Here is a 12,259-nt window from a genome sequence, read left to right on the forward strand (position 1 = left end):
GGTCGAAAAGCGGCTGCATCCCGGCGGGATGGTCGTGTTCGGCGATCGGGTCTTTCAGCCAGAGACGCATGTCAACTCCGGTTTGGATAGAGGTCCGCGAGGGTCAGGGTGCAGCCGAGATCGGGGAGGGGGATCTCGGTCTCGGGTCCGATCAGGGGACGGTCGCTCCAGGTGCCGTCCGGGCCGCGGACATGGAAGGCGACCGCCGGCAGGTCCGGTTCGACCAGCAGCACGTAGCGCAGCGATGCGACCGAACGATATTCCGTCAGTTTCAGGTATTCGTCGAAGCGCCGGGTCGATTCCGAGAGGACCTCGATGACCAGGACCGGCCGGTCGGCGACCTGCTTTTCCGGATCGGGATCGCCGCAATCGACCGTCACGTCGGGCCGGCGCAGATTGCCCTTCGGGGTCAGCACGGCGAGATCGTCCGTGAAGGGCTCGCACGGTCCGCCCGTGAGACGCGCCCTGAGCGCCATGATGGCATTGATCACGATCCGCGCATGCTTGGCGCGCGCGCCTCCCATCGCCCGCGGCCACCCGTCGACCAGTTCGTAGCGCAGGCCGTCGCCCGGCTCCCCAGGCCAGGAAGTCCTCCACACTCATGCGACGGATTTCGGGTTCTGCCATCGGCGCGACCTTTCAGCGAACGCACGAGAGCGACAGGCCCGATGTCGCCGTCGGCCGACAGAGGTCACACATCGATCGTTCCTCCTGAAAGCGTCGGGTCGTCGCCGTAGAGCGCACCGAGCCGGAATCGTGCGCCGATCGCGGCGAGGTCGACCTCCGTGTCGGCGCCGATCAGGGAAAGCTCGGCCCATGAGCCGTCCGCGCCGCGGCTATAGAGGATCGCGCGCAGGTCGTCCGGTTCGACGAACAGAATGTGGCAGAGCGACGGGATCGCCTTGTAGTCGATGATCTTGACCAGGAGGTCGTAATGCTTCGTCGACGGCGACAGGACCTCGACCACCACGACCGGCATGCGCGCGATCGTGTCGTCCGGGTCGCGTGGCCCGCAATCGACCGTCGCATCGGGCCGGCGCAGGTCGCCGCGCGGGGTGTGGATGCCGATATCGGACGAGAAGGGTTCGCAGGGTCCGGCGCCGGTGCGGTCTTCCAGAATGCGCAACACGCGACGCACGACGCGGTCATGCCGAATCCGAGCGCCCGTCATCGCCCGCGGCCAGCCGTCGACCAGTTCGTAGCGCAGGCCGTCGCCCGGCTCCCAGGCCAGGAACTCGCCCACACTCATGCGGCGCACATCCGGTTCGGCCATCGGCGGCTCCCTTTCGGGCCGATCCTATCACGGCAGGCGGGCGGCGAAGACCTCGACCTCGACCTTCATTTCCGGGCGGTTGAAGCCGGCGACGATCATCAGCGTCGAGGCCGGCGGCGGATTGCCGACGCGGGCGTTCCGCACGGTCATGTAGTCGGCCATGAAGGCGCGATCGGTGACGAAGGCGCGGACCTGCACCACGTCGTCGAGCGTCATGCCGGCTTCCGCAAGGATCGCCGCGATGTTGTCGAAGCACAGATGCGCCTGTTCGGCAGCATCCTCCGGGACGGTATCGTCGGCGCGGACGCCGAGCTGACCGGAGACGAAAACCAGGCGGGCGCCAGGGGCGACCTCCACGCCGTGGCTGTAGCGGGCGAAGGGCGGACGGATCGAGGTGGGGGCGAGCGGGCGTTTCGTGGTCATGACCAGAGCCTAGGCAGTTGTCGCGGTGCCTTCAAGGCGCCAGCAATCGGCTCGACCTGCATAAAATACGCGCATATGCTTACGGTCTGGGCGTGCTCCCGAACGTATGCGGAGGGACGGTGCCACAGGGGGCGGGGCTGACTGCACGGACATGCCGCTGCGGGACTGGCACGTCGCTTGCTCAACCGTACGGTCAAATCAGTGGCGGCGCGGTCAAGGCGTCCGTGATTCCGCAAGGAGGAGTGGAAAATGGGTCTGTTCGATCGCAGGATCACGGCAACCGGCACGGTCGCGGCCATCCTGGCGGGGGCAATGACGGTCGGCGCCAGTGCCGAAGACAAGGTCACCTTCGGCACCAACTGGCTCGCCCAGGCCGAGCATGGCGGCTACTATCAGGCGGTCGCCGACGGCACCTACAAGAAGTACGGCCTCGACGTGACCATCAAGCAGGGCGGTCCGCAGGCGGCCAACCGCACGCTGCTGCTGGCCGGCAAGATCGACTTCTACATGGGCGGCAACATGCTGCAGTCGCTCGACAGCGTGAAGAACAACGTGCCCTTCGTGGTCGTCGGCGCGATCTTCCAGAAGGATCCGCAGGTCCTCATCGCCCATCCCGACCAGGGCCTGGAGAAGTTCGAGGATCTGGCCAAGCTGCCGACCCTGTTCATGGGCAAGGACGGCTACATCTCCTACTTCCAGTGGATGAAGGTCGCCTATAAGGGCTTCAAGGACGAGCAGTACAAGCCCTATACCTTCAACCCGGCGCCGTTCATCGCCGACAAGAGGTCGGCCCAGCAGGGCTACATCACCTCCGAGCCCTATCAGGTCGAGAAGCAGGCCGGCTGGAAGCCCAAGCTGTTCCTGCTCGCCGACAACGGCTTCGATACCTACTCGACCACCATCGAGACGGCCCAGAAGCTGGTCGATGATAAGCCCGAACTGGTCCAGCGCTTCGTCGATGCGACCATGATCGGCTGGTACAACTATCTCTACGGCGACAACAAGGCCGCCAACGCGGCGATCAAGGCCGACAATCCCGACATGTCCGACGACCAGATCGCCTATTCGATCGCCAAGATGAAGGAATATGGCATCGTCGAATCGGGCGAGGCGCTGACCAAGGGCATCGGCTGCATGGTCGATGCGCAGCACAAGTCCTTCTTCGACAAGATGGTTTCCGCCAAGGTGGTCGATCCTTCGGTCGACTACAAGAAGTCCTTCACCGCCAAGTTCGTCTGCAAGGGCGTCGGGCTCGACGTGAAGAAGAAGCTCGCCGGCGGCTGAGACCCGGGCGGGCGCCCGAGCGGCGCGGTCCGACGATTGCTCCGGGGGTCGCCTGGATCGGCGGTCCCCGGACCCTGACGGGTCGGCCGGACTCGCGCGGGCCGGCGGCCCGGTCCGGCCCATTCGCGACACGAGGACGCGGCCCTGCGCTGCGTCGCCCGGGACCGCAAGGTCCGTGACCAAGGTGCAGCATCCCTGATGACCGACAGCCGCAAGCCGATCGTCTCGCTGAAGGCGATCTCCAAGACATTCTCCAACGGGACGGTGGCGCTGTCCGACATGGCGTTGGACATCCGCCAGGGCGAGTTCATCTCGCTGCTCGGACCGTCCGGCTGCGGCAAGTCGACCGCGCTCCGGATCATCGCCGGCCTCGCCACCGCCTCGACCGGCACGGTCGACTGGCCGTCGGCGACCTACGATCCCGACGGACGCCCGGACCGGGAGATCGGCTTCGTCTTCCAGGAGCCGACGCTGATGCCCTGGGCGACCGTGTTCGGCAATGTCTGGCTGCCGCTCAGGCTGAAGGGCATCTCCAAGGCGGCCGCCCGGGCCGACATCATGCACGCGCTGGAGCTGGTCGGGTTGGCGAAATTCGCCGAGTCCTATCCGCGCGAGCTGTCCGGCGGCATGAAGATGCGCGTCTCGATCGCGCGCGCCCTGGTCACCCAGCCGAAGATCCTGCTGATGGACGAGCCCTTCGCGGCGCTCGACGAGATCACGCGCTTCAAGCTCAACAACGACATCCTGCGCCTGCGCGAACAACTCGGCTGGACGGTCGTCTTCGTCACCCATTCGGTCTTCGAATCGGTCTATCTGTCCAGCCGCATCGTCGTGATGGCCGCCCGGCCCGGCCGCGTCGTCGCCGAGATCGATATCGACGTGCCCGGCCCGCGCGGCGAGGATTTCCGCACCTCCGAGGTCTATGCGCAATATTGCCGCAAGGCCTCCGACGCCCTGCACGCCGCCATGGGAGCCAACGACCACCTATGACCGCGCCCGGACCCGTGATCGACGACGAAGAGGGCGGTGCGTCCCGCGCCGCCGGCGGGCTGCCCGCCTGGCTGCCGAAGGTCGTGCTGCCGCTGGTGCTGCTGGTGGTGCTGATCGGCTCCTGGGAGGCCTATGTGCGGCTCAACGCCGTGCCAGGCTACCTGCTGCCGAGCCCGATCACCGTCTACCTCGCCACCTTCCGCGACATCCCGTCGCTGCTGCCCGCGCTGCAGACGACGCTGACCATCACCGGCGTGGCGCTGCTGATCGCCATGGTGTCGGGCGTCGCGCTGGCGATCGTGGTCGTCCAGTTCCGCTGGCTCGACTACGCGCTCGCCCCCTACATGGTCATCCTGCAGGTGACGCCGATCATCGCCATCGCGCCGATCCTGCTGATCTTCTTCGAGACCACGACCACGCTTTATTCCTGCGCGCTGCTGGTCACCTTCTTCCCGATCCTGGCCAACACCACCCAGGGCCTGAAGAGCGTCGACCACAATCTGCTCGATCTGTTCAAGCTCTACCGCGCGAGCCCCGGCCAGACCCTCTGGCTCCTGAAGCTGCCGTCGAGCCTGCCCTATCTGCTGACCGGACTGAGGATTGCCGGCGGACTGGCGCTGATCGCCTCGGTGGTGGCGGAATTCGCCGCCGGCGCGGCCGGCGCCAAGGGCGGCCTCGCCTTCCGCATCCTGGAGGCGCAGTACCGCATGCTGGTGCCGCGCATGTTCGTGGCGCTCTTGCTGCTCGCCCTGACCGGCGTCGCCATCTACGGTCTGACCAGCCTGATCACCCATCTGGCGCTGCGGCGCTGGCACGAGAGCGCGATCCGCCGCGAAAGCTGAGACGAGACCGATGCAGACCGGATTTCTGAAGCCGATCGAGGCCGATACCCTGTTCCTGGCGCATGCCACCGTGCCGGTCGCGCTGGTCGACGGCGTGGATCTCGTGCCCGACCGCGACGGCCTCGCCGGCGTCGACATCCTGATCGCCGGCGGCCGGATCGCCCGCATCGCCCCGACCGGCGCGGCCGCCCCGCAGGACATCGCGGTCGCCGATCTCGATCGCGGCCTGATCTTCCCCGGCTTCGTCGAACTGCACACCCATCTCGACAAGGGCCATATCTGGCCGCGCCGGCGCAATCCGGACGGCACCTTCCAGGGCGCTCTGGAAAATGTCTCTGCCGACCGCCTGGCGCATTGGACCGCCGACGATGTCCGCCGGCGCATGGATTTCGCGCTGCGCAGCGCCTATGCGCACGGCACCACCGCGATCCGCACCCATATCGACTCGATCGCCCCGCAACACCGCATCTCCTGGCCGGTCTTCCGGGCCATGCGCGAGGCCTGGGAAGGGCGGATCGACCTGCAGGGCTCGCCGCTGTTCGGCATCAATTTCGCCGCCGACGAGGCCTTCGTCGATGCCATCGTGGCCGAGGTGGCGGCGCACGGGACCGGCATCCTCGGCGCGGTCACCTATATGGTGCCGGAACTGGAGACGGGGCTCGCGACCCTCTTCCGCAAGGCGGCCGAGCACGGTTTCGATCTCGATTTCCATGTCGACGAGACCGGCGATCCGACGGTCAAGACCCTGGGGGTGATCGCCGAGACGGCGCTCGCGACCGGCTTCCAGGGCCGGATCACGGTCGGCCATTGCTGCTCGCTCGCCCGCCAGGACGAGGCGACCGTCGACCGCACGCTGGACCTGATGGCGAAGGCCGGCATCGCCGTCGTCTCGCTGCCGATGTGCAACATGTATCTGCAGGATCGCGTGCCCGGCCGCACCCCGCGCTGGCGCGGCGTCACCCTGCTGCACGAGATGAAGGCGCGCGGCATTCCGGTCGCGGTTTCCTCCGACAACACCCGCGATCCGTTCTACGCCTATGGCGATCTCGACCCGGTCGAGGTCTTCCGCGAGGCCGTGCGCATCCTGCATCTCGACCATCCGATGGGCGACTGGCCGGCCGTGATCGCCCGCACGCCGGCGGCGGTCATGCGCCGTCCCGATCTCGGCGTGATCGCCGAGGGTGCGCCGGCCGATCTGGTACTGTTCCGGGCGCGCAGCTGGACCGAGTTCCTGTCGCGCCCGCAGGCCGACCGCACCGTGCTCCGGCGCGGCCGGGCGATCGACCGCACTTTGCCGGACTATCGCGAACTGGACGACCTGATGCACAACCGATCCGAGCCTTCAGCGGAGTGACCCATGGCCGATCTCGCGAAGTTCCGGGCCCTGATCGACGGCGTCCGGATCGAGGACAATGCCCAGATCGTCAAGCAGAAGAGCCGCGACTTCTACTGGTACTCGCCGGTCCTGAAGCGCCAGCTGGACCATGTCACCGCCGATCTGATCGTCACCCCGCGTGACGAGGCCGAGGTGATCCGCATCCTGGCCGCGGCCTACGAGACCGGCGTGCCGGTGACGACGCGGGGCACCGGCACGGGCAATTACGGCCAGGCCATGCCGCTCTCCGGCGGCGTCGTGATGGCGCTGACCGAGCTGAAGCAGGTCGGCGCGATCCGGCCGGGCTCGGTGACGGCGGGTGCCGGCATCGTCATCTCCGAGCTCGATGCCGCCACTCGCGCCCATTCCGGCCAGGAATTGCGGCTGCATCCCTCGACCTATCGAACGGCCACGATCGGCGGCTTCATCGCCGGCGGATCCGGCGGCGTCGGCTCGATCAACTGGGGCGGCCTGCGCGACCTCGGCAACGTGATCCGCGCCCGGGTGGTGACCTGCGAGGCAAGCCCGCGCGTGCTCGACATCACCGGCGACGATCTCTCCAAGGTGATGCACGCCTACGGCACCAACGGCGTGATCACCGAAGTCGAGATGCCGCTGACCGCCGCCTATGACTGGATCGACGTGCTGGTCGGCTTCGACGACTTCATGGCCGCGGTGCGTTTCGGCGACGAGCTCGGCAACGAGGACGGAATCCTGGTCAAGGAGATCGCCCCGATCGCCGCGCCGGTGCCCTACGACTACTTCCTGCGCCACCAGAAATTCCTGCGCCGTGACCAGTCGGTCGTGGTCGTGATGGTCGCCCCGCACGCGATGGGGGCCTTCGAGACCTTCGTGGCGCGCCGCAAGGCCGAGATCGTCTACCGCTCCGACAAGGCGACGGCCGAGGAGTTGAAGAGCCTGCCGCCGGCCTACGAACTGGCCTGGAACCACACCACCCTGCGGGGCCTCCGGGTCGATCCGTCGATCACCTATCTGCAGGTCCTCTATCCGTTCCCGACCCATGTCGAGAGCGTCGAGCGGATGGTCGGCCTCCTCGGCGACGAGGTGCCGGCGCATTGCGAGTTCGTCCGCTTCGACGGGCGCGTCACCTGCTTCGGGCTGCCGATCGTGCGCTACACCAGCGAGCCGCGCCTCGACGAGATCATGCGTCTGCACGAGGCCAACGGCTGCCCGATCTTCAATCCGCACCGCTACACGCTGGAGGAGGGCGGCATGAAGCAGTCCGATCCGATCCAGCTCGCCTTCAAGCGCGAGGCCGATCCGAAGGGACTGCTCAATCCGGGCAAGATGATCGCCTGGGAAGACCCGGATTTCGATTTCTCGTCCGGCAAGCTGTTCCTCTTCCCCGGCCTCGCCGCGGCCGCCGCCCGTGCGTAACGGTCGCGCCACCCGAACCCCTTCAAATCTCTCGCCTCCTTCCCGTTCTCCCTGTCGGCGAGAAGGGGCCCGAAGGGCGGATGCGGGGGGCAATATCGCGGCCTCTGCCGCCCTCCCGGCCCCGGAATCCACCTCGGACCGCCGGTCTCTCGCCCCTCGCAGCATCCCACCCCTCATCCGGCCTTCGGCCACCTTCTCCCGCAAGGGGAGAAGGGGATGGCGCGGGGCCGGGGCAGGGGGGCGGCAAGGATCTTCGGCACCGGATAACCCCCCTCCGAATCTCACGCCTCCTTCCCCTTCGCCCCGCCGGGGAGAAGGGGAGGGTGCGGGAACGGGGCAGGGGGCCTGCGTGCTTTTTACCTGGAGCCTGGTTGTCGATGAAGATTCTCGTGCTGTTTGCCCATCCCGTCGAAACGAGCTTCAACGCGGCCATCCATGCCCGGATCGTCGAGACGTTGCGGGCCGCGGGCCATGAGGTGGACGACTGCGACCTCAATGCCGAGGGCTTCAATCCGGTGATGAGCCGGGAGGATCGGCTCAACTATCATACCGTTCCGGCCAATCGCGGACCGGTCGCCGGCTATGTCGAGCGGGTGCTGGCGGCCGAGGCCATCGTGATTTCCACGCCGATCTGGAATTTCGGCTTCCCGGCCATTCTGAAGGGCTTCTTCGACAAGGTCTTCCTGCCCGGCGTCTCGTTCCGGATGGAGGGCGGCTCCTGGAAGCCGAACCTCTTCAACATCCGCAAGATCGCGGCGGTGACCACCTATGGCGGCACCCGCTGGCGCGCCTTCCTGGCCGGCGATCCGCCGCGCAAGATCGTCACCCGCTCGTTGCGTGCCGTGATCCGGCGCACCGGATCGGTGCGCTACATCGCCCATTACGACATGAACAACACCACGCCGGAACGCCGCAAGGCCTTCCTGGATCAGGTCGAACGCGAAATGAAGGCGTTCTGAGCCGGCCGACCGGACCCGTCCGGCGGGATCGGCGCGGAAGAAACGCGGACCGGCCCGTGAGCCGGCCCGCGCCCATTTCCTCCGAGCGCGCCAAGGATGGCCCGTGAGATCCGGCCCGGCAATGCGGCATTTTTGGCGAACATGCCGAAAGGGAAGACCTATCGGGAAAGGTCAAAGGGCGTCGCACCGGAATCCGCGCGCGACTGATACGAAATTGACATGCAAGGGTGTTACGCGACAATTCATCATGAGCTTCAGCTATCGCAAGACGATCACCTATCGGCTCGCCCAGGCCGCCAAGGCCCACCGCGCCCGCTCCGGGACGCATCTCGCCCGGATCGGCCTGCATCCAGGACAGGAAACGGTCCTGAAATCGCTGGCCGAGACGGACGGTCAGACCATGACCCAACTCGCCCAGGCCTTGAGCGTGCAGCCGCCGACCGTCACCAAGATGATCACGCGGCTGGCCGCTCAAGGGTTGGTGCGTCGAGCCGCGTCGGAAACCGACGGCCGCCTCGCCCGGGTGCATCTGACCGAGATCGGACGCGCCCGGATCGAGGATGTCGACAAGGCCTGGAAGCGCCTCGAGAAGGAGGCACTCGCCGGGTTCGACGACAAGGATCGCAAGCGCATCCGCAAGCTGCTGCGCGAAATCGAGCGCAACCTGACCGGCGTCGCCATCCCGCCCGACGACGAGCCGACGCCCGAAGAGGAAGCCGTGCCGGACGAGGAAGGCGCGGAATGATCCGCACGGCCCGGTCGCGGCCGTCGGCGGTGCGTCCGGAAGCTCGCTAGGCTCCCCCGATGGGGAGCCGATCCGGTCGCCGGCTTGGGACCTGCTGCGGCCTTCAGCCCGCCATGGGCGGGCCGCCGACCAGGGTGGCGCCGAGAATCAGGATGCCCATCGTCAGGATCGCCAGTGCGCCGAGGATTTCGGCGCCGCGGACGATGCGCGTGCTCCAGGGACTGTCGAACCCGGCCAGTCCGAGGGCGAAGCTCTTCGCCGAGACGGCCAGGCTCGCCAGCACGGCGACGGTCAGGCCGGTGCCGACCGCCATCGCCAGCGTGGCCAGCACGCCGGCCCACCAGAGCTTCTGCGAGAAGGCGAAGACCAGCACGATCAGCGCGCCCGTGCAGGGCCGGATGCCGACCGAGACCACGGCCGACAGCGCGCGCCGGAGCGACAGGGGGTCGGTGAGCTGGCGCGGATCGGGCGCATGCAGGTGGCCGCAATCCTCGCAGGCGACGACCGGCTGAAACCGGGCCGGCTTAGGGCCGGGGCCGCCGGGGCGGGCCAGCCGCAGGGTCGGGCTGTGGCCGCAGTCCGGACCGTGGGCATGATCGAAGGCCGCGCCCGAAAGGCCGGCGGGGCCTCCGGCCATGGCCGGTTGCGCCAGGGCGGAGAACACGCGGCCGCGCCGCAGCGCCTTGGTCCAGACCAGCCACAGGCCGAGCGCGGTGATCAGGCTGCCGCTCGCCAGTTCCAGGCCGCGGGTCGCCTCGGTCATGGCGATGCTGGTCAGGTTGAGGACGAAAACCGCTGCGGCGACGAACAGGATCGCGGTCAGCGCCTGGAACAGCGCGGACACGAAGGACAGCAGCACGCCGCGCTTCAGCGTCTCGCCGTTGGCGACCACATAGGAGGCGATCACGGCCTTGCCGTGCCCGGGGCCGGCGGCATGGAACACGCCATAGGCGAAGGCGAGACCGACCAGCCCGGCCACGGCGGTCGGATCGGTCTTGAGCGCCCGGACGGCGCCGGTCAGCGCCCGATAGAAGGCGGATTGCTGCTGGGCGATCCAGCCGAAGAGGCCGGTGCCGCCCCCGCCGCCGGCCTCGGGCGCCGCGACCCCGAACGGGCCGGCCGCATCGACGCTGCCGCCGGCGGCGGCCAGGACGACTGCGGCGGCGAGAAGCAGGAGGGCGAGGCGGCGCGATCGGATCATGGCCGGCTCCCACCCGTCACGGGCATTTGACGGTGATGCGGTTGGCGAACTGGCGCGTGACGGCCTGCAGGTCGGCCGGCAGTTCGCGCTCGGTGGCCGGAATCTGGCTGAGGATCGCGGCCGTCGCGCCCTCGGGCTCGCCCTTCTTGTGCACGTCGATGCTGCATCCGGGCGGGCTGCCGACCAGGAGGGCCGGCTCCTGCTCGACCAGGGTGAAGTCGACGAAATAGCCGGGGTCGTAGACTTCCAGTTCCACGGCCGTGCCCTTGGCGGCGATCGGCTCGATCAGCGGCAGGGTGTAGAACAGCGTCAGGAAGCCGTCGCGCATCTGCAGCCAGTATTCGGACGGCAGCTTGAAGCCCTTGCGCTTGCCGGCGAGCTTCAGGAAGGTGAAATAGTCGTATTCCTTCAGAGAATCGACATTGATCTTGGCGAGCGGTTGCAGCTCTTCCTTGGAGAACTTGCCGTCGCCGTCGGTGTCCAAGCCCTGCGTGGCGAAGGCCGAGAAGGCGTCGTCGAAGCGCCAGACCTGGCGGATCGCACTGATCTGGCCTTTGCCATCGAAGACCAGTTCGGCGCGGGCGTCGACGAAGACATGCGGATGGGCCGCCGCGGGGCCGGCGGCGCCGAACCAGGCGCCCAGGGCAGCGAGCAACGCGATGGAGGCGCGGGAGAGGTTCACCATGGGACCTGCCGTTCGGGTGGGCGGGAGCATGCGCCGATTCTGAGCCAGCATGAAGATCACGAAGATGGCACCAGAGCGGCAACGCGCGCCGGCGGCGGCGTGGCCGAGAAGCCTTTCTGGCGGCAACTGTCGAACCAGCCGACCAGGAAGTCGACGAAGACGCGGACCTTGCCGGACAGATGCCGGCGGTGCGGATAGACCGCGTAGATCGCGGTCGAACGCGGCTCGTAGTCTTCGAGCAGGGCGACCAGACGGCCGTCGGCCAAGGCCTCGCGCGCCGTGAACCAGGGCAGCCGCGCATAGCCCAGGCCCCTCAGCGCCGCCAGGCGGGCGACCTCGGGGCTGTTGACCTCGATCCGCGGCGCCATCGGAATGACGACCCGTTCCTCGCCGTCCCGGAAGGCCCAGTTGTGCCGGCCGCGATAGTTGGTGTCGATGATGCCGGGCTGGCCGATCAGGTCGGCCGGCGTCTGCGGCCGCGGCCGTTCCGCCAGGAAGGCCGGCGAGGCGGTCAAGACGCTGCGGAAATCGGCGAGTCGGCGGGCGATCAGGCTGGAATCGGTCAGTTCGGTGATCCGGATGGCGACATCGAAGGCCTCCTCGACCAGATCGACGAAGCGGTCGTCGAGGCGCAGGTCGACCGCGATCTGCGGCTGGGCGACCAGGAACTCCATGATCGCATGGCCGAGTTCGGCATCGCCGAAGCTGCGCGGCGCGGAGATCCTGAGGAGGCCGCGCGGCTCGCGATGGGTGTCGCGCACGCTGTCGGCGAGATCGTCGATCCGCTGCAGGATCTCGCCGGCCTCGCGGAAATAGGCCTGGCCGACCTCGGTCAGGGACAATTGCCGGGTCGTCCGGTTGAGCAGCCGGACGCCGAGCTCGTCCTCGAGATCCTTCACATATTTGGAGATCAGCGCCTTCGACTTGGCGGTGCGGCGGGCCGCGGCCGAGAAGCCGCCGGCCTCGACCACGGCGATGAAGGCCTGCATGCGGGTGACGGTATCCAAATTCAATCGTCTCCGTTTGTCGAACAATACGTCTCTTGATGCGATGATTGTCAATAGATGGGTTGGATGGCTATCTC

Annotated in this window: 13 protein-coding genes; 7 read left to right on the top strand and 6 right to left on the bottom strand. The window is 67.7% G+C overall.

Annotation, left to right across the window (positions count from 1 at the left end):
- Positions 1-71: 71 nt before the first annotated feature.
- The 3 genes from ABB55_RS19815 to ABB55_RS19825 form a co-directional block, all read right to left on the bottom strand.
- Positions 72-599: a Uma2 family endonuclease gene (locus ABB55_RS19815; protein ID WP_152982115.1), complete on the bottom strand. Its 528-nt coding sequence runs from the start codon at positions 597-599 to the stop codon at positions 72-74.
- 92 nt (positions 600-691) lie between these two features.
- Entirely contained in the window at positions 692-1,273 is a 582-nt protein-coding gene (locus ABB55_RS19820) for a Uma2 family endonuclease (RefSeq protein WP_054360351.1), read from the bottom strand.
- Between the two features lie 27 nt (positions 1,274-1,300).
- Positions 1,301-1,696 carry a RidA family protein gene (locus ABB55_RS19825; protein WP_054360352.1) on the bottom strand — a complete coding sequence of 132 codons (396 nt, stop codon included), beginning with the start codon at positions 1,694-1,696 and terminating at the stop codon, positions 1,301-1,303.
- Between the two features lie 249 nt (positions 1,697-1,945).
- Between ABB55_RS19825 and ABB55_RS19830 the strand changes: the two genes are divergently transcribed.
- The 7 genes from ABB55_RS19830 (at position 1,946) to ABB55_RS19860 (ending at position 9,289) form a co-directional block, all read left to right on the top strand.
- Positions 1,946-2,980 (top strand): ABC transporter substrate-binding protein, encoded by a 1,035-nt coding sequence (locus ABB55_RS19830; protein ID WP_054360353.1) that lies wholly within the window; start codon positions 1,946-1,948, stop codon positions 2,978-2,980.
- A gap of 198 nt (positions 2,981-3,178) precedes the next feature.
- Complete coding sequence (locus tag ABB55_RS19835) at positions 3,179-3,970, top strand: ABC transporter ATP-binding protein (protein ID WP_054360354.1); 792 nt, start codon at positions 3,179-3,181, stop codon at positions 3,968-3,970.
- Positions 3,967-4,812 (top strand): ABC transporter permease, encoded by an 846-nt coding sequence (locus ABB55_RS19840; protein ID WP_054360355.1) that lies wholly within the window; start codon positions 3,967-3,969, stop codon positions 4,810-4,812. The genes ABB55_RS19835 and ABB55_RS19840 overlap by 4 nt, the downstream gene beginning before the upstream one ends.
- 10 nt (positions 4,813-4,822) lie before the next feature.
- The gene (locus tag ABB55_RS19845; protein ID WP_054360356.1) at positions 4,823-6,166 is read left to right on the top strand and encodes a cytosine deaminase; all 1,344 of its coding nucleotides are present in this window, start codon (positions 4,823-4,825) and stop codon (positions 6,164-6,166) included.
- A gap of 3 nt (positions 6,167-6,169) precedes the next feature.
- Entirely contained in the window at positions 6,170-7,585 is a 1,416-nt protein-coding gene (locus tag ABB55_RS19850; protein ID WP_054360357.1) for an FAD-binding oxidoreductase, read from the top strand.
- 377 nt (positions 7,586-7,962) lie between these two features.
- On the top strand, positions 7,963-8,544 hold the full coding sequence (locus ABB55_RS19855) for an NAD(P)H-dependent oxidoreductase (RefSeq protein ID WP_054360358.1): 582 nt from the start codon (positions 7,963-7,965) through the stop codon (positions 8,542-8,544).
- Between the two features lie 247 nt (positions 8,545-8,791).
- A complete protein-coding gene (locus ABB55_RS19860; protein ID WP_054360359.1) occupies positions 8,792-9,289 on the top strand; it encodes a MarR family winged helix-turn-helix transcriptional regulator in 498 nt (165 codons plus the stop codon).
- A 103-nt stretch (positions 9,290-9,392) separates the two neighbouring features.
- Here ABB55_RS19860 and ABB55_RS19865 read toward each other — a convergent pair whose 3' ends face one another.
- From ABB55_RS19865 to ABB55_RS19875, 3 genes are read right to left on the bottom strand one after another with little or no spacing between them, the layout of a single operon-like run.
- The gene (locus ABB55_RS19865) at positions 9,393-10,490 is read right to left on the bottom strand and encodes a nickel/cobalt transporter (protein ID WP_054360360.1); all 1,098 of its coding nucleotides are present in this window, start codon (positions 10,488-10,490) and stop codon (positions 9,393-9,395) included.
- Positions 10,491-10,506: 16 nt separating this feature from the next.
- Positions 10,507-11,175 carry a DUF1007 family protein gene (locus tag ABB55_RS19870; RefSeq protein ID WP_054360361.1) on the bottom strand — a complete coding sequence of 223 codons (669 nt, stop codon included), beginning with the start codon at positions 11,173-11,175 and terminating at the stop codon, positions 10,507-10,509.
- A 56-nt stretch (positions 11,176-11,231) separates the two neighbouring features.
- Positions 11,232-12,182 carry a LysR family transcriptional regulator gene (locus tag ABB55_RS19875; RefSeq protein WP_054360362.1) on the bottom strand — a complete coding sequence of 317 codons (951 nt, stop codon included), beginning with the start codon at positions 12,180-12,182 and terminating at the stop codon, positions 11,232-11,234.
- Positions 12,183-12,259 lie beyond the last annotated feature (77 nt).

The sequence above is a fragment of the Prosthecodimorpha hirschii genome (assembly GCF_001305515.1).
GTDB classification, from domain to species: Bacteria; Pseudomonadota; Alphaproteobacteria; order Rhizobiales; family Ancalomicrobiaceae; genus Prosthecodimorpha; species Prosthecodimorpha hirschii.